Genomic DNA, 18,700 nt, shown 5'->3' with positions numbered 1-18,700 from the left:
CATGCCGACGACGTCGCCCCCCGGGTCGAGGAGGGACACACGGGCCTCGGAGATCGGGCGCCCGCCAGCAGTGGTGCGAACGGTGCCCCTGAGCGCGATCGCCCCACCGAGCCGCACCTCCGTCTCGACGGGCAGCCGACGAGCGCGCCCGGCGAGGGACCGGCGGCCCATGTGTCAGGCGGCATGGCGTACGGAGTGGCCGGACACCACCACCCACGCGATGACCAGAAGCCCGTACAACGCCACGGCCATCCAGATGAACATGTCCGAACCGGTCAGCGTCGCGAGGGTGCCGGTGGCCGTCACGCAGGCGCCGAACGGGAAGATGAAGGACCACCACGTTGGCGCGAAAGGCAGCCCGGACCGGATCGTCCGTGCGGTCAGTCCGGTGGCGAGCGTCAGCCACAGCATGGCGAAACCCCACACCACGATCCCGCCCAGGAGCGCGAACACCGTGGTGCCCCGCGCGTAGAGGGCGGGTAGCGCGCTCGGCGCCACCGCGGCCAGCGCGCCGAGCGCCGTCACTGCCTGGCTCAACGCCCCCACACCGATCCACACCGTGGGGACGACCGTTCCGGTGGGTGCCTCGTGGTGCACCAAGCGGCCGTAGATCATGGCCAGGACGAGCAGAGCCGCGATCAGCCCGAGCCCGAGCATCGCGTAGCAACCCAGCAGCATGGTGAGACGCAACTGCCCCGCCGGTGTATGGGGGACGAGCAGCGCGCCCGTCGCGGCCGACACCATCGGCGGCACCACCGGCATCAGCCATCCCCCGAACGCCGCGTCCGGCGCGAAGCGGTGCCGGGTGATCACCAGATAAGGCACCGTGCAGGCCGTGACAAGACCGAGAACGGTACCGAGCGACCACAGCACCCAGTCCACGCCAAGCGCCGCCTCAAGCCCGATCAGCCGGCGTCCGAGCAGCAGTGTCCCGGCGCCCAGGGTGAGCAGGGCCATCGGCGGCGCGCCGAAGAACTGGGCCATCACCGGATCACCGGCGTGCAAGCGCAGCGCCCGCTGCCGGAGGTAACTGACTGCCAGCAGGAACAGCAGGAGCGCGGCACCCAGCCAGACCACCAGGCCGGCAGCCCGCAGCCCGGAAAGCTCCATGGCAGGGTGCCCGCTGCGTTGGCGCCGATGCCGGTACCCATCACGGCCGCGAACCAACTGGGGCCGAGGAGCGGACGGCTCGTCCTTGTTGCCGTGGGCGCCAAAGGGTCAGCACTGGGGGGAATCGTTCATTCGCCAGCTTGGGCTTGGCCAGGCCAGTACCGGGCTGGGCATCTCGCGCTTGCATCTGGGCCAACTGCCTTGTGGGCGAGCGGGACTTGGGGCTGCCGACCGGAGGCGCAGGGCGGTCAGATCTTGGCGATGGACCTGCCTGGCATCGACTCCGCGAGTGCTGTCCGCCACTCAGGGGCACCGAAGGCGTCCGCGAAGTACTGCGTCTCATGCACCACATGCCCGTGGGCGAATTCCATGATGCTCACCGAGTAGGTGGGCACACCGTCATAGGTGATCACACACTCACTCGTCCACAGATCTCCGCCGCCAACAATCCGGAGGACGGTGAAGTGCCGACTGGCGGGGTGCGCGCCGCGTTGCGCACGAATCGTCGCGCGCCCTCGGAATCGCTCGCCTGACTGGGGGTAGTCGAGGATCGCGTCAGCGGCGTAAATGGCGTGCTCGGCTTCGGAATCCCCGCGTTCCGATACCCGCCAGTGTTCCTCAAGTGCGGCCCGGGTCCGGATATCAGGATCCATCGCTTTGCCCCTTCTGGAGACGGGCGGAGGCACCGCCCTGACGCTCGGTCCTGGCGTGGGGGTGGACCGCGGCGACCACCATGGCAGCGATCACCACCGCCCAGACCGCGGCGGCGACCCAGATTTCCCCGCGACCCAGCGTGGTCATCCATGACGTCCCGGTCGTACGCCCCAGTTCGTGGGTGGCGACCCCGTACATACCGATTGTGTGTGGCGCTTCGCGGCAGCGGCAACATCGACGACCTTTCCCAGGCGCGCAGCCTGGGCCCAGGAAGAGGGGGCGCCTCCCAGATGGATGGCCAGATGCCAGGCGGACGCGCCCTGAGGCCGGTCGAATCCCTGCACCTGGTGGTCAGGCCTCCAGGTAGTGCCTGAGTACATCCGCCTCGCGGCGGAGTCGACGTGCAGCCTCGTGCCGGCCGTAAGCGTCGTATCGATCAGCTTCGGCGGTGCGATCGTCGACCTGTGCTTGCAAGAGAGCGCGGACTTCACCGAGGGACAGAACGCGGCGTTCCGCTTCTGTGGAGCCGACCCCGGTCCGGGCGCCGACGATGTGTTCGCTCGCCGCTTGTGCAGCCCGATCGGGGGCTTCCACCGCCTCCGCGTTGTCGATGACCGCGATGGCCGAGCGCAGCACCGCGATGGCTTCGGGCTGGCGTGCCTTCATCGCGCCGACGAGATCAGTGCGAAGCGAGGAGCGCAGAACCTGCGCGTCTTCGGTCTGCTGCATGTCAGGGACTCCCGTGTATTCCTGGCACCTGCGCCGCGTGGCGGGCACCTTCTGAGCGGTAGATGTGGTTCACAACTCCGACTCCGCAAAGGTTCCGATGAGGCTGACCAGCGTCGCTGTGTCCTCAGGGCTGCCGATCGCCACGAACTTCACGGCCTGGCGCTGCTCGTCGTAGACGGTCTCGACGTGCAGGCGGGCAACGCCCCTGGGCCGGCTCGCTGCCGCGCTTGTCACCAACGTGCTCAGGCGCGTCATCGTCGCCCGGTCGAGCCCTTCGACCTGCACGATGGCCGTCACCTCGACTCGCGGTGGCACGGGCATCGAAAGGGGTGCCGCTGGAGTGCGGCCCCTGGTGAGCTCGTCAACGTCCGCGGCGGCGATCCGGTACTGCTTGCCGATCCGCACAGCCGGCAATCTGCCGTCCCGCACGTAACCGCGAACCGTGCGGACGTGGAGGCCGAGCATCTCGGCGACCTCCTCGGTTGAGTACAGCGCTGGCGCGGACATGACTCCTCAATATTCCTTAAACATCCTTGTGTCTTGGAAGGATACAACACTATACGGAAGGATAAGGAGCGTGGCGGCTGAGTGTGGGGGAGCGGTGCCGACACAAGGAGGCGGCGGACGCTGCATGGACACCCTTCTCCTGGCGGTCGAGCAGGGGCAGAATCCGCTCTCGCTCCTGGTCACTGCCGGGTAGAGGTACGACGGCCCGCCACTCCAGACGGCTGGCCGCCATCCGGGGGCGCCGCACCGGCATGAGTGGCGTTGACCGTCAGGTCACGCGATCCGCTGGTGGTCGAAGAACAATGGTGAGGGTGCCCTCCCGGCCACCACGCTGGGCGGCATAGAGGTATTGGCTCCACATGATCAAGTAGCAACGCGTGGAGGAACTGTTGACGATGGCCACGACCCTGAACGAGGTGCCGTGGCCAGGTCTTTCGCGACACGTCCCACATGCTCATCGCCCTGGGCACCGAGGCCGCGATGAAGGGCTACCGCGTCCGCTACACCCTCGCCACGAAGCTGGTCAACGAACTGGTCGAGGCCGCCGACGAGAAGCAACTGAACAAGTCCATCGCCCGCTACGGACGCGTCGACCTGCTCTGCATCGATGAACTCGGCTACATGGAACTCGACCGCCACGGCGCCGAACTCCTCTTCCAGGTCCTGACCGAACGCGAGGAGAAGAACAGCGTCGCCATCGCCTCCAACGAATCCTTCGGCGGCTGGACCAAGACCTTCACCGACCCCCGCCTCTGCGCGGCCATCGTCGACCGTCTCACCTTCAACGGCACCATCATCGAGACCGGCACCGACTCCTACCGACTCGCCAGCACACGAGCCCGAGCCACAGCCGAGGCCAGCTAGCTCCCGCCACGACGGTCGGCCACCTCACCAGACCTCACGGGGAGTTGGCCGGCGGCCCATCAGATCGAAGCGCGGCCCGCACCTCATCGAGGGTCGCTGGCCCGGGATCACGAACGGGCTGGCCGACGTCGGATGACCAATTGGGACGGAAACGTCCAACGAAGTCTGTGAAGTCGTGCCGCAGATATTGAGAATCGGAAGGCTTCAGCCGGATCTGCTGACGGCTGTCGGCCCACCAGATCTCGAAATCGGCAACCGTGCCTTCCGCCGGCCAGTCCTCACTCTGTTCCGGCAGCAACAGGACGTCGACGAAGCCTCCGACGCTCAAGCCGATGTCCACGAAGATCCCGATCGCACCGGGCCGAGGAACCTTCACGACGGTGCCCTCGAAAACCTGCCCGAAGCGCAGCCCCCTCCGAATCCGAGCCCATTCGGCATCTGTCACCACGAGCGCATCTTCGCACCTTCGTCCGGATCGCGAGTCTCTGGACTCGGGCGGCAGAGTCCCGTCACGGACGTCGATCGCCCCGTCCGTCTGGGCGACACAGCACTGCCGTCACTTCTCGTGAACATTCCCCGACAGGTGGATGGTCAACTGCTGCTGAAACCCATCGACAAACGCTGTCGCTGAAAGTGAACGAAGCCACATCCAGATGTTCGAGGGGTACGCCGGCACCTCACGCTCCGGGTTCCGGGCCGAAGCCCAGAAGGAACAGCCCCTCGCCCGCGGCGAACGGCTCGCTGCCATGGTCGACGGCCACGAACACCACCGGCTGCACGGCCCCGCCGCCGCCGAGGCGGCCACACGGCTGGAGCAGTTCGGCGACCGGATCCGCTTCATGGGCAAGACCCCCGACGAAGCCCAAATGCGCAAACTCATGACCCGCAACGACCCGCGGATCTACCCCGGCATGTTCGTCACCTGCAACGACAACCCCGACCGGCGCTTGTGCCGGCCACCGGCCGACGCCACAGATGCCCCGTCCCTGCCCGAGTGCAGACCCCTGGCCTGCAACAACGCCGCCTTCACCGAGGCGAACACGGCGGCTTGGCGCGACCAACTCGTCTTACTGGAAGCCCAGTTGACACGCGCCGACATCCTCATGCTCGGCCGCTACTCCTTCCAGCTCCCCGATCTGCCCGGCAGCCTGCGTCCGCTTCGCGACAAGGACGCGACCGACGAGGAGTGACAGGCATTGGCCCGCCCGGCCGGACAGGATGACCCCGGGGTATGGCCAGGAGGAGTGTCCGGCGGTGCAGCCAGCGCGCTGCCCTGCTGCCCGAGGGCAGCAGGCGTTCGCGCCGGTACTGCTCGGCGGCGCCTGTCGAGTCGGACGATGCTGCGAAGGCGGCGGTCGCCCGCGTTCCGGTAGACCGAAGCCACTCAGCACCGAAGCCACTCAGCGCAGTACGGCCGCCAGCAGGTCGGCACCCAGCGCCGTCAGATCGGGCAGCTTGAGGGTGTAATGGACGTAACGACCGTGCCGCCGGGCGGTGAGCAGGCCCGCGCGGCGCAGGACAGCGAGGTGGCGGGAAACCTCCGGGGGTGAAAGTTCCCAGGCGTGGGCCAGCTCACCGGTGGTGTGCGGGCCGCGGGCCAGGGTGCGCAGCAGCCGCAGCCGTACCGGATGTGCGAGTGCCTCCAGCCGTTGCGTGACCGTTTCCAGCGATACCAGCTCTGCTGGACTCGGCTCGGCCACGGGGTACTGCACCACCGGCTGCCACCCGCGCGCGTGGACCACCACCAGGTGCGGGTTGCCGAAGACACTGGGGATGAAGGTGACCCCGGTGCCGTGGGCGGCAGTCGCCTTGTCCTGCAGCTTGTCCACGATGATGCTGTCGCCGTCCGGTGCCAGGGTGACCGCGTCGGAGACCGATGCGAGTGCCGTCCCGCTGCCCTGGCGCTTCAGCAGGTCGTTCTTCAGGCGCAGGTCGGTGGCGAGCTGCACGGCGACGCTCGTCCAGGCGGCGTCGAAGAAGGCATCGGCGCACTGTTCGAGGGTGTGGCGCACCCGCGCCCGCACAGCGGTCGGGTCCGCGAGCAGCCGTTCCGCGAAGGCCTCTTGCAGCGGGCCGCGGGCCTGGGCCAGGTCCAGGGCCCGCTCGCGCGCAGTCGCGTCGGTGAGCGGCGACGGCGCGGCGAAGCGGACCCGGTTGCTGCCGCACGTCGTGACGAGCGCGGCGGTCACATACGTTTCGTCATCGATCCGGTCCACGTCGTCCAACTCCTCGGCGAGGGTCGGCCGAGGCCGGGCGGGGACCAGGAAGTCGGCTCGTGAGGAACGCCAGAGGAACTCAGCCTCCCGCAACCGCTCGGCCAACTCCGGCCGCAGCCCGGCCCAGACATCCCCGGCCCAGCCGGCGAGTCGCGGATGATGCCCGGGTTCGGCCAGCACGTGCAGCATCGCGGTCAGCTCGGCCAACGGGGAGGCGGCGAACCGCAGTCGCTCGGACGGCAGGCCGCTGATGTCGATCCTCAACGTCACCCCCTCATCATCACTGACCGGATGGCCGGCGACGGCGTCGGTTGACGGTGTCCGTCAACCGACGTACCCAGCCCGGGCGGCCGAACGCACCGTTGACGCCATGGCAACCACCACCAAGATCCAGCCTCGCGCACTCGTCCGTGCCTCCGGAGGCCCCCGCTATGCCGTCGCCCTGGCCGTGGACGCGCTCGGCACCGGCCTGCTGCGGCCCTTTCTGCTGCTCTACGGGGTGACGGTGCTGAGGCTGTCCGCGCCGGTCACCGGCATCGCCATGACGGTCGGCGTCGTCGTGGGTCTGCTGTGCATGCCAGCGGTCGGCCGATGGCTGGACCGGGGCGCGCGCAGCACGGTCGTGGCAGCGTCGATGCTGGTGCGGGTGCTGGGCGTGGCGCTGCTGCTGGCCACCCCGGCGGGGCACGTCTGGCTGTTCGCGACGGCGGCGCTCTTCCTCGGCATCGGCAACCAGGCATGGCCGGCCGCCCACGCAGCTCTCGTGGCCACGGTCGCCCACGGCCGGGAACGCGACACCGCTCTCGCGGCAGGCCGCGCTCTGCGCAACGCCGGCCTGGGCGCGGGCGCGCTCCTCGCCACCGCATGCCTGGCGGGCGGCACCACTGCATTGCAGGCGCTGGCAGCCGTCACCGGGCTCGCCTATCTCGCTGCGGCGACCTTGGCGTGGTCGGTCCACCTGCACGCCCATCCGGCCGCTACCCCGGCCAAGGACAGGGACGACGGGCCCGCACCCCGCATGCGCGCGCTGCTGGCCGCCAACGTGGTCTACGCCTTCTGCCTCAACGTCCCCGAAATCGCGCTCCCTCTGGTCCTGGTGACCCAGTTGCACGCATCCCCGGTGTGGTCGGCAGCCATCTTCGTGGCCAACACGGTGCTGGTGGTCACCCTGCAGGTTCCGGTCACCGTCCTGATGTCCCACTTCTCCCGGCGGACCGTGCTGGCTCTCGCCGGCGTGGTACTCGCCGCGTCCTACCTCGGCTTCCTGGTGGCCACGTCGCTGGGACACCGCTGGGGTGCCCCGGCCGTCGCCACGGTGTCCGTGGTCTGCACCATCGGCGAGATCATCTATGCCGGCAGCGCCACCGCGCTCGTCACCGCCCTCGCCCCGGCCCATGTCCTGGGACGCGCCCTCGCGCGCTTCCAGCTCTCCACGGGCTTCGGCCTCGCCGTCTCCCCCGCGGTCATCACCGCTCTCGCACCCCACGGCTCGGTCGCCCTCTGGGGCAGCGTCGCCGCTGCGACGCTTCTCTCCGCCTCCGCCGTTTCCACCGAGAAGGATCAAAGAACGCGGCTCAGCGGTTGCTGCCGCCGGGCGCGAGCAGGCTCGTGAGTTCGGCGATCGCCTCGGGGGGACGGCTTGAAGTAGCGGGGGACGCTCTCCGGCTTCTTGTGCCGGGACTTCGCCATCAGCATCAACAGCGAGGCGCCCTGTTCGCCGAGATGGGTCAGGGCGGAGTGGCGGCAATCGTGCAGGTCCCCGCCTGTGCCCGGTCCGCGCAGGGCGGTGTGCTCGTCGAGCAGGGCGCGTGCCTGGCCGTAGGAGAGCCGGGCCAGCCCGGTGTCCGGGCATACGTCGCGGGGGCTGACGACCTTGCCGGGCCCCGGGCGGCGGTGGGTGACGAACACCGGGCCGCGGGTGCGGCCCTTGAGCAGCCGCGGCAGCAGCCGGGCAGTACCGGCATGCCAGTACACGGTCTCCAGCACGTAGTCCCCACGCACCTGACCGCGGCGGCGGTTCTTCGTGCGGGCGCCCTTGGCCTTGACCAGACAGCGACGGCTGGCGAAGTCCAGGTCCTCGATGTTGACGCCGAGGATCTCCTCCGCCCGTCCGGCGGTCTCGTAGAGCATCCGCCACAGGGTCTTCTTCCGCAGGTGCACCTCCCGACGGGCGAAGAGCCGGTCGATCGCCATCTTGGAGTGCGCCGGGGTCTCGGAGTCCGGAACCGCCAGTCGCTTCGCCCAGACCGGGCAGGGCTGTTTCACGTAGCGGCCGGAGAACGTCACCGCAGGTGACGGACCAAGTTACCGCAGATATTGGGGTGTTATCCGTGGGACGACTTCAGACGGGTCCGCCCGCCGACGCTCCGTCAGCCGCCCACCAGGGCCGACTGATCCTTAGCGCCGGTTTTCGTCCGGATGTTCCTCAACCCCCCGGCACAGCACACCGAGGCGTGACGGCGCAACAGCACGCCCATGGTCACTTTTGGCGTCGATTCACCGGACGGCATGAGCCTCGTGGCCTGACCGTGCCCCGCGCTGCGGTCACGCGGATGCCGAGTTCGGCGAGCAGGCCGCGCTCCCGTTGTTCGATGGCGTCCTGGATCGGCCGGACGGCCTCGACGCCCTACCGTGAGGCGATCTTTCTGCCCTGGACTGCCGGGGCGGACGCGCGCCTGGGCCGACGGACTCTGTGACCGCGCAGTCTGGCCTGCGCCGTCAGGCGGCCTGGCGCTGGAAGGTGCGGCGATAGGCCGTGGGCGTGATGCCGATGGCGTCACGGAATCGGGCGCGCATGTTGGCGCCGCTGCCGAGGCCGCACCGGATGGCGGTCTGTTCCACCTGGAGGTCGGTGGTCTCCAGGAGTTCTCGCGCGCGGTTGATGCGGGCGGTCAGGAGCCATTGGTGGGGGCTGACGCCGGTTTCCTGGCGCCATAGGCGGGTCAGGGTGCGTGGGGAGACGCCGGCATGGTCGGCGAGGTGGGGGATGGTGAGGTCTTCTTCGAGGTGGAGCAGGGCCCATTCACGGGTGTCGGCGAGCGTGGTGGCCTGGGGGGTGGGGAGGCTCCTGTTGATGTATTGGGCCTGTCCGCCGTCGCGGTGTGGGGCGGCGACGATGTCCCTGGCGATGTCGTTCGCGACGGCTGCGCCGAGGTCTTTGCGGACCAGGTGCAGACACAGGTCGATGCCGGCCGTGACGCCCGCGGAGGTCAGGATGGTGTCGTTGTCGATGTAGAGGACGTTGCGGTCGACGCGCAGCCGGGGGTAGAGCTCTTCGAGGTCATCCGCGCTGGCCCAATGGGTGGTGACGGTGCGGCCGTCGAGCAGTCCGGCTGAGGCGACGGCGAAGGCGCCGGTGCAGATGGAAGCGATGCGTATCCCGGCGCGGCCGGCGAGCTTGAGAGCGGCCCTCACCCGTGGGTGCGGAGGGCGCCGGAAGTCTTCGAAGCCCGGGACGATGATCGTGTCCGCTTCGGCGAGCGCCTCGAGACCCGCGGTCAGCCCGAGGGTGAAACCGGCGCTCGTGGTCACGGCCTCCTCGGTGTCGCCGCACACGGTGAGCTCGTAGGGGGTGTTCGGACGGGCGTTGAAGATCTGCGTGGGGATCCCCAGATCCATGGGCAGTACGCCGTCGACCGCCAGGACCATGACCCGGTGCTTGTTCATGGCCGCAATATTACGTCCGACACTCATGTCGCAGGGAGGGCCAGGGAGCCGCCATGCCCTGACCCAGGGATGTTCCCGGGATTAATCGCCTGATCAAGCCGCTGATCGTGTGATCGGAAGGCAATGACCCACCCGCATTGTTCTGGCCCAAAAGATGCGCATGCTGGCAGATGAGCCGTGGCCTGGAAGGGAGGTTCCGGAGCAGGATCGAACGGCGAGCGCAGGGCAGCCGACTCCACACACCGGTGGAGCGGTCCGAGAGCCCCGGCCGTGGACGAGGAGCTGGCAATGACTTCGCAGAATGTGGTGGGCCGCTTCTTCGACGTGCAGGGCGGCCAGGTGTACGCCCACGTCCGCGAGGGTGACGGCCCAGCGCTGATCTTCCTGCACTACTGGGGAGGCTCACGGCGTACCTGGATCCCGGTGCTGCAGCGTCTGGATCCCGGGCAGGGCTTCGTGGCCTACGACCAGCGTGGATGGGGCAACTCCACGAGCGTGCCGGGACCTTACGACCTGGAGCAGCTCGCGGACGACGCGCAGCGGGTCGTCGACACGCTCGGGTACTCCCGCTATGTGCTGGTCGGGCATTCCATGGGCGGCAAGGTGGCCCAGATGCTGGCCGCACGCAAGCCCGCCGGTCTGAGGGGAGTCGTCCTCGTGGCGCCCGCGCCGCCCGCGCCGATCGGGGTGACCGAGCAGGTGCAGGAGACGGTTTCCCACGCCTACGACAACGAGGAGGCGGTTCTTCAGAGCATCGACGTGATGCTGACCCACGGCGGGCTGACTCCCGAGCTGCGCCGGCAGGTGGTCGAGGACAGTCTGCGCGGCGGCGACGAGGCCCGTCTCGAGTGGCCGCGCCAGGGCCTGGTCCAGGACGTGTCGGCCGGCGTCTCAGCCATCGAGGTGCCGGTGCTGGTTCTCGCGGGCAGCCACGACAAGGTCGACCCGCCGACCGTGCTCGCCGACCACCTGCTGCCGCTGATCCCGACCGCCACGCTGACCGTCCTGAAGGACACCGGCCACCTCTCGCCCCTTGAGGTGCCCGACCAGGTGGCCGCGCACATCGGCGCGTTCGTCGCCCAGCTGTAAGGACAGCACTCCAGTCGCACATCCCCCCGTGGGGCGATCGGCTGTCGCTCCACGTGCCGTGCAGCCGCCCCCCATACCCGGCACGCGTGAGCGCGCCGCCCGCCCACCGTGCCGAATCTGCCCCGGACCGGGGCCCAAATGAAGGAGACACATCATGACCACCGACGCACACCTGTCCGCCTTCGAGCAGCTCGACCTCCCCGACACGAGCCTCGCCCGGGACACATACGCCTATGCGGCACAGGCCACGCCTGCCTTCGTTCACCATCACAGCGTCCGCAGCTACGTCTTCGCCCGCGCCCATGCCCAGAACCAGGGTCTGCGCGCCGGTACCGACTACGACGACGAGCTGCTGTTCGTCAGCTGCGTCCTGCACGACATCGGACTGAGCGAGGAGGGCAACGGCGACCAGCGTTTCGAAGTCGACGGCGCCGACATCGCAGCGGCATTCCTCCGCGAGCGCGGTGTCGAGGAACGCCGTATCGCCGTCGCCTGGGACGCCATCGCTCTGCACACCTCGGACGGCATCGCCTCGCGGAAGGGCACGGAGGTGGCGCTGGCCCAGGCGGGCATCGCCACTGACATCCTCGGAGCCCAGCGTGAGACCCTTCCGCCCGGCCTCGCCGACGAAGTGCACACCCTGCTACCGCGTCAGGACCTGGCCTACGGGCTCAGCGACGCCATCATCACCCAGGCCAAGACCAAGCCCCACAAGGCGTCCCCGCTGACCTTCCCGGGCGACCTGCTGCGTCGCCACCTGCCCTACGGCGCCCATCCCAGCTGGTACGACCTGATCGCCGCGGCCGGCTGGGGCGACAAGCCGGTCGGCGTCACCGCCCGGCGCCGTGCCGAGACGCCCCAGCAGGTGGGGACCTTGTTCATGGAGTACCTGGAGGCCGGTGACATCGAGGGTTTGGTGTCGCTGTACGAGCCGGACGCCCACTTCGTCCCCACTCCCGGAACCCACCTGGTGGGCACGGACGCCATCCGCAAGGCCATGCAGCAGATGATCGACAGCGGTGCCCGCCTCAAGCTCGAACCGCGCGAGATCCGACAGGTCGACGACGTCGCCCTGGTGTCGAACAACGCCACCCTCACCGGGGTCGGACCGGAGCCGGTGGTCTCCACCACCACCGAGATCCTCCGACGCCAGCCGGACGGCGGCTGGGTTCACGTCGTGGACGACCCGTTCTTCAGCTGACCGCGTCGGGCGGCCTGGGCACGGACGCACAGGCCGCCCGCCCCTCCCAGGGCTTGGCGGGCATCTGATCAATGTTCAGGATGCTGTGAGGGATGTCCGTTGCGGGCCGACCGCGTCCCCGCCTCATCGCCCGGCGGCCCAGCCCCCCATGCCTGTTGAGGAGTCCAAGAGCCATTGGAGAGGGTGATCAGGTGGTGGAACGCCGGCCGTTGCGGTGCCCTCAGCCCTGCCCTGCCCTGCCCACGCGGACTGCGGCCCGCTCCCGCAGCTCCGCCAGAGACATGATCTCAACGCTGGCCGGTGTGCCGACCGCGGGAGCAAAGCCGATGTCCGGGATCTCGCGCGGGCCGCCGTGTCGTTTTCTCACCGTCACCAATAGTCACCACGTGCGGAACGAAGCCTGTCCGCTCCTCAGTTTGAGCCATGTCTGGCGGGTGCCACCGACCGCAGAAGCGAGCATGCGCTCCGAACTGGACAACGGAGACCGAACCCTCTCCATAAGCTGCACGCCATGCGCTGGCCGGACGAGATCCGAGACTCGTCCGAGCTGGCACCGAAGGCGGTCGAGCTCACCGACGACGAGGTCGCCGAGGCGCAGCTGCTCATCGACGGCCTGTCCCGCGACGACCTCGACGGGCCGGAGTTCGAGGACCACTACACCGACTTGGTCGGCGCGGTCATCAAGGCAAAGCGCGAAGGTCACGCGCTGGCGGAGACGCCCGAGCAGGGGGCCCCGGCGGGCCAGGTCGTTGACCTGATGGTTGCGCTCAAGGAGTCCGTGGCGAAGGCGCGGGCTGGCCGCGGCGAGGACGCCACCGTCCACGAGATGCCGAAGAAGAAGACCGCGGCCAAGAAGGCGACGAAGAAGACGACCGCCAAGAAGACCGCGGCGAAGAAGTCGACCAAGAAGGCGGCCCGGAAGCCGTGCAGCGCCTAAGGGCGGCAGATCACCCTGGCGCCATCCACACGTCGGGCCCGCCTTCGCGCCACTCGATCAGCTCGGGGTCGTCGATCGTCGTATCCGCCTCGGGTAGGTCTGCGAGGCGTAGGAGCTCGACCAGGTCCAGCAGGTGGTAGGCCGTGCCGACTGGCTCGCCGCGGATCGTCACCCGCCTGCCGCCATCCGGCTGCGGCGGGTGCACCACCACAGGCACACTCTCGGGCACGGTTCCAGTCTCTCACTCGGGCAGTCCGGATACACGTCTGCGCTGGTCACTCCAGGTACCCGAGCTCGCTGTCCGTACACGGCAGGGGAGTGCCCGTCGAGGCCGCGCTCGATGAGCCAGTCCGGGGCAGGCGGCCGTGCCTCGATACCCCGTCGCCGCTCCTCTGCCGCGATCCACCGCCGGGTGCGCTCAAGGTCTTGCTCTTGGACCCTTTTGAGGAAGAGGAGCTGATCGAGGCGGGAGGCGGAGCTATCGTTCACATGTTCGATTTTACGGCTGTACGCTGCCTCCCGTCACGCCAGGGGAGGAGGTGTCCTGTCTCACTGAAGGTTGACCGTCACCGAACTTTGACCGGCCTCGTCGCTGGTCAGCGGGCTCCGCCCACCCAGCGTGGTCAAACTTTGCTGAGACGCCGGTCAAGGTTCAGTGAGACAGGACAGCGGAGTCGTCCTGCGTGGCGCAGACGGCACGGCCCGAGGTGCTCTCCAGCTTCGACGGATGCGCCCGGGCCTGGTGACGGTCCAGCCACATCCCGAGGGCCTACACGAGCAGTCGCCAGTGCCCGTGAGGGTCCTCACTTGTGCCCTGTACGAACCTAAGGTTCCGGGACCGGACGGGCCAGGCCGAGTGCTTCCCGCATCTCGGGAACCCGGGCCAGTGACGCGTGTACAGCAGCACCATTGGCATCGTGCCCCCGACCTACCTCGGTGTACATGCCGGCAAGGTCACGCAGGTTCTGCTCGTTCCGCACGGCGCTTCGCGGTGGCCGACAATGGCCGTGCGTCGACTGGTACTGCCACCGCCGACTGCACGGTGAGATCGGGCACATCCCACCCGTCGAATACGAGACCAATCACTACCGCGCAACCACGAAACCCCAGGTCACAGTCACGACCTAGAGTCTCGATCAAACCCGGAACGGTTCACACTGAACCTTGACCGGCGTCTCAGCAAAGTTTGACCACGCTGGGTGGGCGGAGCCCGCTGACCAGCGACGAGGCCGGTCAAAGTTCGGTGAGAACGGTCAACCTTCAGTGAGACAGGACAGTGACGTGGTGTTGCTCGATTCTGGTACCACGGTCGGCCGCCTTGTCGCGAGGCTGGCGAACCGGTCCGTGCTGACCGCGGTGACCAACGGGTTGTCCGCACTGGTGGCGCTGGCCGATTCGCCGGAGGTGGAGGTGATCGTGCTCGGCGGGGGGGGCTGCGGTACCCGGTACCCGAACGAGGCGATCGTGGGCAGCGCCGCCGAGGAGCAGTTGCGGTCCATCACGCCGGGTGTGGTTTTCCTCGGCGCGGACGGGCTGGTCGCCGGGCGTGGCCTTCGTGCGGCCGTCTGCTGGAGCAGGCGCAGCTGAAACACGTGATGCTGTACGCGGCACGGACCGCGGTGGTGCTGGCCGAGCACTCCAAGCTCGGTGCCGGCCCGTTCCCCTGCTGGGCGCCGCTGAACCGGTCGTACATCCTGGTCGTGGATGAGCAGGCGGATCCGGCGACGGTGGCACCGTTCCGGGCCGATGGCATGGTGCTGCTCGCGCCGGTCACTTCCGTTCCAGCGCGGCCAGCCGCAGCTCAAGCTGGTCAACCCGGTGCCGTAGCAGGGTGACCTGGGCTTCCAGGCTGACTTCCCGTTCCGCCCTGCGCTGAATGCGCGGTGACGCGGCGGCGCGCTCGATCACCGCGTCCAGCTGGACCAGGCGCTGCGGCCCGTTCGGGCCGTCCGCCAGCCGGGACTGGATCTCGCCATTGCGGTACCAGGACCGCAGGGCCGAGCGGGAAACGCCGGTCTCGGCTTCCGCCTTGGCCAGCGTGACCCAGGGTGTCTCGTCCAGCTGCTCGAACAGCTCCAGCTCATTCTGCCAGCGCGCGAGCCGGTCCTCCCAGTCCGACGGTGTCTCCATCACACCCTCCCTTCAGCATGGTGACCCTATCAATAACAGTGTATTGACATGGTTGCGACCATGGAGCCATGCCATTTGAAAGGTTCACGGTGGAAGCCCGCAAGGTGGTCGTCACGGCTCAGGAGGAGGCGAGGCTGCTCAAGCACAACTACATCGGCACGGAGCACATCCTGTTGGGGCTGCTCGACGCGCCGGACAGCATGGCGGCGAAAGTTCTCCACCAGCTCGGGTACAACAAGGAGACGGCGCAGGTCGACATTGCCGCGGTGGTCAAGCCCGGCACGCAGGAGCTGAGCGGCCATATCCCGTTCGCGCCGCGCGCGAAGAAGACGCTGGACCTCGCCCTGCGCGAGGCGCTGCAGCTGCACCACACCTACATCGGTACGGAACACATCCTGCTCGCCCTGGTCAGGGAAGGTGAGGGTGTCGGCGCGAAGGTACTTGCCGAGCGGATCAATCCGATCAGCAAGATCCGTGCCGCGGTGCTGGCGTCATCGGAGGGATCGCAGGACGTCGCGGCCAGCCCATGGCCGGCCGGCACATCTGCCACCGAGGACACCGTGTCCGCCGCCAGCGCGCTGGCCGGTGGCGCACCGGTCGGCAGCCATCACCTGCTTGAGGCGATGCTGCGGGCGGAGAACAGCATGGCGGCCAAGGTGCTGCACGAACTCGGGGTCGACCCGGACGCGGTCGCCGCCAAGATCGACGAACTGGATCCGGAGACGACCACGGACGCGAACCCGGAGGAGGCCGCCGCGCGCAAGATGGAAATCCGGCTGGTCGACGATGAGGTGCACCTGATCCTGCGGGACCCGACAACGGTCACGATCGCCAAGAAGGTCACCGAGCTGTCCAACGGCCCGATCCAGGGCGTCGGGCCGGTGGCCGGCATGTTCGTCCCGCTCTGGCGGTCGACCAACCAGCTGCTGCTGCAGATCCAGCGTGTGCTGGAACCGGAACCCGGAGAAGAGGACGGATCCGCCGCGAGCAACGTGGCCAAGGTCGTGCGCACGGTCCTCGCGCCCCGGCTCCGCCGGTGAACCGGCTGATCAGCGGGCCGGAACCTGTCGTTGGGACAGGCGAGGACGGGGGCGTGGTGAGCGCCGATGCGCTGGCGCCATTCTCGCCGGCGACCAGGGCGTCGTTCACAGGCGCGTTCGCCGCGCCCACCGAGGCGCAGCGCGGCGCCTGGCAGGCCGTCGCCGCCGGCCAGCACGCGCTGGTAGTCGCGCCTCGCCGAGCCGGCCGAGGCCGGCCAGCTGACCACGTTCCCGGCCGAGGTGATCGGCGAGTCCGGGATCGCGTTCGGCGCCCCGCCGGTGGTGGCCCGCGCGCACCACGGGTCGATCTCCCGCGAGCAGGCAATACGGTGAATCGGAGGCAAACATGACCATCACCATCGTTGGAGCCGGCTTGGGTGGCCTGGCCCTTGCCCGTGTGCTGCACGTGAACGGCATCGACGCCGTCGTGTACGAACGGGAATCGTCGCGCGGCGCGCGCGGTCAGGGCGGCATGCTTGATCTGCACTCCGGGACCGGGCAGCGGGCGTTGCGCGAGGCCGGCCTGATCGACCAGTTCCACGCGATTGCCCGTCGTGAAGGCCAGGACCTGCGACTTCTCGAGCCGGACGGCACCCTGCTGCTGCAGGAGGATACGCCCGACGACGCCCCGCTCGAGCGACCTGAGGTCGACCGTGCCGATCTGCGCAACCTGCTGCTGGACTCTCTCCCCGAACACGCGGTGCGCTGGGGGCACGCGTTCGAATCCGCCGACAATGGCCTGCTGTACTTCGCCGACGGCAGCAGTGCGACGTACGACCTGCTGGTCGGCGCCGACGGCGCGGACTCCCGGGTCCGCGCGCTGCTCACCGACGCCCGACCAGCGCACAGCGGCCATAACGTCGTTGAGCTCGGTATTCCCGACATCGACCGCACCCACCCCGACCTCGCGGCGATGGTTGGGCGCGGCAACTACTGGGTGCTCGGCAACGGACAATCCCTGTCGGCGCAGCGGAACGGCGACGGCCGCGTACGCATCTACCTCAGCTTCTACAACAGCGCCGAGGACTGGTTCGCGACCAGTGGGATCCCGTTCGGCGACCCAGCCGTCGCCCGGGTGCGGCTGATCGACCTGTTCACCGGCTGGGACTCACGGTTCACCGCACTGATCGCAGCCTGCGACGACACAGTCCTGCCGCGGTCGATCACCACTCTCCCAGTCGGCCTGACGTGGCCGTCGACGCCAGACGTCACGCTGCTCGGCGATGCCGCGCACCTGATGCCGCCGGTGGGGCAGGGCGCCAACATGGCGCTGCTCGACGGCTCCCTGCTCGGCCTCGCGCTGGCCGCGCACCCGGACGACTTTCCCGCCGCCGTCAAAGAATACGAACGCGAGATGTTCGAACGCACCAGCGCCGCCGGTCGGCAGTCCGCGCACGTCCAGGAAATCCTGGCGTCGCCGGACGCCAGTCGGAAATTGCTCGCGTTCTTCTGACAAATCCATTAGCGATCACTAATTGGGGCTTCTCTTTTGGATCAGCGTGCGGACCACATCACCCCGTCTGACCGCCCACGTCGCCGACCACTGACGCGGCGCCGGGGGGAGCAGGCAGGGCAGGCGGCCGGTCAGCTGCGGGGGTCGCTCCCGTCGTGGTAGCCGAGTTCGAGGTAGCGGGTGCGGGTGCTCCAGGAGCCGAGGTCGGGCGTGTTGGCCAGGACGTCGTGCCAGGGCTGGGCGCCGGGAGCGGCCGCCTTGCCGGGAGCCGCCTTACCGGAAGGGTCCCCCTCGTCGTGCGCGGGCAGCGGATAGCCGGGGCGCCCGGCCCAGAGCCGCACGCCCGACCGCGCCTCGGACTCGGGGACCGGCTCCCACAAGCCCACCGAGAACATGCCGGCGAGCTGGTGCATGGCGATGAAGCTGGCCACGCCGTCCTCGGGGTCCGTGTGGTCCCGGCGCTCGGTGAGGGCGTGCCACAGGACGTACATGTTCGGTAGCCGCACCTCGGGCTGGAAGCGGTACACGAGCCGCTCCAGCCTGATCGAGCCGATGCGCGGCAGCTGTACCCGGGTGAGCGGGACGACCTCGCGCTCGCCGCCGGTCCAGGTCAGCCTCTCGTTGCGGCCCATGTAGCCGGGCTCGCTGAAGACCGTGATGTGGAGGCGTTCCCTGCGATCAGGTTGGCGGTTGTGCAGCAGGCCCGCGCCTGCGACGGCGCCGCCCACGGAGGCCAGGCCCGCCAGGAGGATTCTGGTCTTGCGGTTCATCGAGACGCGGCACCTCGCTTCTGACGGGACGGGCGCCTTCATCATGCGCCACCGACGGCCCGTTGATCTACCGTCAGGCCCGGTGCCGAGGAGGGCCTCCATGGGACCCCGCATCCCGCCGCCCGCGTCGCTGCCCGGCCCAACTCAGCCAAGCCGGTTCGGACGTTCACTACGCAGGAGGAGGTACGCGCCGGGACGCGGCTAGGTCCTGTCCGGAGGATCGTGTGACTGGCTCATGGCTAGTAGGGCTTGGTCAGGTCGGTTGTGGTGGTGCGTGTCCTGGGGGTCCGGTGTGGCGTTGAGAGTGTGTGACTCCGGACGAGATTGCTGTGGT

Annotated in this window: 19 protein-coding genes and 2 pseudogenes; 9 read left to right on the top strand and 12 right to left on the bottom strand. The window is 68.8% G+C overall.

Features of this window, described 5'->3' with window-relative positions; all coding sequences use genetic code 11:
- Positions 1–174: 174 nt before the first annotated feature.
- The 5 genes from ACZ4WS_RS42450 to ACZ4WS_RS42430 all read right to left on the bottom strand — a co-directional run bounded on the left by ACZ4WS_RS42450 (position 175) and on the right by ACZ4WS_RS42430 (position 3,000).
- Positions 175–1,110 (bottom strand): SLAC1 family transporter, encoded by a 936-nt coding sequence (locus ACZ4WS_RS42450; protein ID WP_467988729.1) that lies wholly within the window; start codon positions 1,108–1,110, stop codon positions 175–177.
- Positions 1,111–1,358: 248 nt separating this feature from the next.
- Positions 1,359–1,763: a nuclear transport factor 2 family protein gene (locus ACZ4WS_RS42445; RefSeq protein ID WP_467988726.1), complete on the bottom strand. Its 405-nt coding sequence runs from the start codon at positions 1,761–1,763 to the stop codon at positions 1,359–1,361.
- Entirely contained in the window at positions 1,753–1,962 is a 210-nt protein-coding gene (locus tag ACZ4WS_RS42440; protein ID WP_467988725.1) for a hypothetical protein, read from the bottom strand. Before ACZ4WS_RS42440 ends, ACZ4WS_RS42445 begins: the two co-directional genes overlap by 11 nt.
- Positions 1,963–2,115: 153 nt before the next feature.
- The gene (locus ACZ4WS_RS42435; RefSeq protein ID WP_467988723.1) at positions 2,116–2,493 is read right to left on the bottom strand and encodes a GatB/YqeY domain-containing protein; all 378 of its coding nucleotides are present in this window, start codon (positions 2,491–2,493) and stop codon (positions 2,116–2,118) included.
- 69 nt (positions 2,494–2,562) lie between these two features.
- On the bottom strand, positions 2,563–3,000 hold the full coding sequence (locus ACZ4WS_RS42430; RefSeq protein ID WP_467988721.1) for a helix-turn-helix domain-containing protein: 438 nt from the start codon (positions 2,998–3,000) through the stop codon (positions 2,563–2,565).
- Between the two features lie 444 nt (positions 3,001–3,444).
- On the opposite strand from ACZ4WS_RS42430, the pseudogene ACZ4WS_RS42425 reads away from it, so the two are divergent.
- A pseudogene (locus ACZ4WS_RS42425) lies at positions 3,445–3,864 on the top strand (ATP-binding protein); the annotation flags it as partial.
- Between the two features lie 34 nt (positions 3,865–3,898).
- Here ACZ4WS_RS42425 and ACZ4WS_RS42420 read toward each other — a convergent pair.
- On the bottom strand, positions 3,899–4,312 hold the full coding sequence (locus ACZ4WS_RS42420; RefSeq protein ID WP_467988719.1) for a hypothetical protein: 414 nt from the start codon (positions 4,310–4,312) through the stop codon (positions 3,899–3,901).
- A gap of 205 nt (positions 4,313–4,517) precedes the next feature.
- On the opposite strand from ACZ4WS_RS42420, the gene ACZ4WS_RS42415 reads away from it, so the two are divergent.
- The gene (locus ACZ4WS_RS42415) at positions 4,518–5,054 is read left to right on the top strand and encodes a hypothetical protein (protein WP_467988867.1); all 537 of its coding nucleotides are present in this window, start codon (positions 4,518–4,520) and stop codon (positions 5,052–5,054) included.
- A gap of 210 nt (positions 5,055–5,264) precedes the next feature.
- On the opposite strand, the gene ACZ4WS_RS42410 is transcribed toward ACZ4WS_RS42415, so the two are convergent.
- The gene (locus ACZ4WS_RS42410) at positions 5,265–6,350 is read right to left on the bottom strand and encodes a DUF5937 family protein (protein WP_467988717.1); all 1,086 of its coding nucleotides are present in this window, start codon (positions 6,348–6,350) and stop codon (positions 5,265–5,267) included.
- A 100-nt stretch (positions 6,351–6,450) separates the two neighbouring features.
- Here ACZ4WS_RS42410 and ACZ4WS_RS42405 point away from each other — a divergent pair, with 100 nt between their 5' ends.
- Entirely contained in the window at positions 6,451–7,692 is a 1,242-nt protein-coding gene (locus ACZ4WS_RS42405; protein WP_467988715.1) for an MFS transporter, read from the top strand.
- Here ACZ4WS_RS42405 and ACZ4WS_RS42400 read toward each other — a convergent pair.
- Positions 7,655–8,330, bottom strand: a pseudogene (locus ACZ4WS_RS42400) (tyrosine-type recombinase/integrase); the annotation flags it as partial. The gene ACZ4WS_RS42405 and the pseudogene ACZ4WS_RS42400 overlap by 38 nt on opposite strands.
- Before the next feature lie 468 nt (positions 8,331–8,798).
- Positions 8,799–9,746, bottom strand: a complete 948-nt coding sequence (locus tag ACZ4WS_RS42395; RefSeq protein ID WP_467988713.1) for a GlxA family transcriptional regulator — start codon at positions 9,744–9,746, stop codon at positions 8,799–8,801.
- 288 nt (positions 9,747–10,034) lie between these two features.
- On the opposite strand from ACZ4WS_RS42395, the gene ACZ4WS_RS42390 reads away from it, so the two are divergent.
- From ACZ4WS_RS42390 to ACZ4WS_RS42380, 3 genes are all read left to right on the top strand, one after another.
- A complete protein-coding gene (locus ACZ4WS_RS42390; protein ID WP_467988711.1) occupies positions 10,035–10,835 on the top strand; it encodes an alpha/beta fold hydrolase in 801 nt (266 codons plus the stop codon).
- 154 nt (positions 10,836–10,989) lie between these two features.
- On the top strand, positions 10,990–12,036 hold the full coding sequence (locus ACZ4WS_RS42385) for an SgcJ/EcaC family oxidoreductase (RefSeq protein ID WP_467988709.1): 1,047 nt from the start codon (positions 10,990–10,992) through the stop codon (positions 12,034–12,036).
- Positions 12,037–12,547: 511 nt separating this feature from the next.
- Positions 12,548–12,973 (top strand): hypothetical protein, encoded by a 426-nt coding sequence (locus ACZ4WS_RS42380; protein ID WP_467988707.1) that lies wholly within the window; start codon positions 12,548–12,550, stop codon positions 12,971–12,973.
- A gap of 10 nt (positions 12,974–12,983) precedes the next feature.
- On the opposite strand, the gene ACZ4WS_RS42375 is transcribed toward ACZ4WS_RS42380, so the two are convergent.
- A complete protein-coding gene (locus tag ACZ4WS_RS42375) occupies positions 12,984–13,202 on the bottom strand; it encodes a hypothetical protein (protein WP_467988705.1) in 219 nt (72 codons plus the stop codon).
- A 1,034-nt stretch (positions 13,203–14,236) separates the two neighbouring features.
- On the opposite strand from ACZ4WS_RS42375, the gene ACZ4WS_RS42370 reads away from it, so the two are divergent.
- On the top strand, positions 14,237–14,560 hold the full coding sequence (locus tag ACZ4WS_RS42370) for a DeoR/GlpR family DNA-binding transcription regulator (RefSeq protein WP_467988703.1): 324 nt from the start codon (positions 14,237–14,239) through the stop codon (positions 14,558–14,560).
- A gap of 183 nt (positions 14,561–14,743) precedes the next feature.
- Here the strand turns inward: ACZ4WS_RS42370 and ACZ4WS_RS42365 are convergent, their stop codons facing one another.
- The gene (locus tag ACZ4WS_RS42365) at positions 14,744–15,103 is read right to left on the bottom strand and encodes an excisionase (RefSeq protein ID WP_261559483.1); all 360 of its coding nucleotides are present in this window, start codon (positions 15,101–15,103) and stop codon (positions 14,744–14,746) included.
- A gap of 68 nt (positions 15,104–15,171) precedes the next feature.
- Between ACZ4WS_RS42365 and ACZ4WS_RS42360 the strand changes: the two genes are divergently transcribed.
- The gene (locus tag ACZ4WS_RS42360) at positions 15,172–16,143 is read left to right on the top strand and encodes a Clp protease N-terminal domain-containing protein (protein ID WP_467988701.1); all 972 of its coding nucleotides are present in this window, start codon (positions 15,172–15,174) and stop codon (positions 16,141–16,143) included.
- Between the two features lie 346 nt (positions 16,144–16,489).
- A complete protein-coding gene (locus ACZ4WS_RS42355) occupies positions 16,490–17,596 on the top strand; it encodes an FAD-dependent oxidoreductase (RefSeq protein WP_467988699.1) in 1,107 nt (368 codons plus the stop codon).
- A 131-nt stretch (positions 17,597–17,727) separates the two neighbouring features.
- On the opposite strand, the gene ACZ4WS_RS42350 is transcribed toward ACZ4WS_RS42355, so the two are convergent.
- A complete protein-coding gene (locus ACZ4WS_RS42350; RefSeq protein ID WP_467988697.1) occupies positions 17,728–18,366 on the bottom strand; it encodes a hypothetical protein in 639 nt (212 codons plus the stop codon).
- Positions 18,367–18,700: the final 334 nt, after the last annotated feature.

The sequence above is a fragment of the Streptomyces sp. NPDC029292 genome (assembly GCF_055569295.1).
Note: the sequence above shows the minus strand (reverse complement) of the source record. Positions and strands in the feature narration are given on the sequence as shown.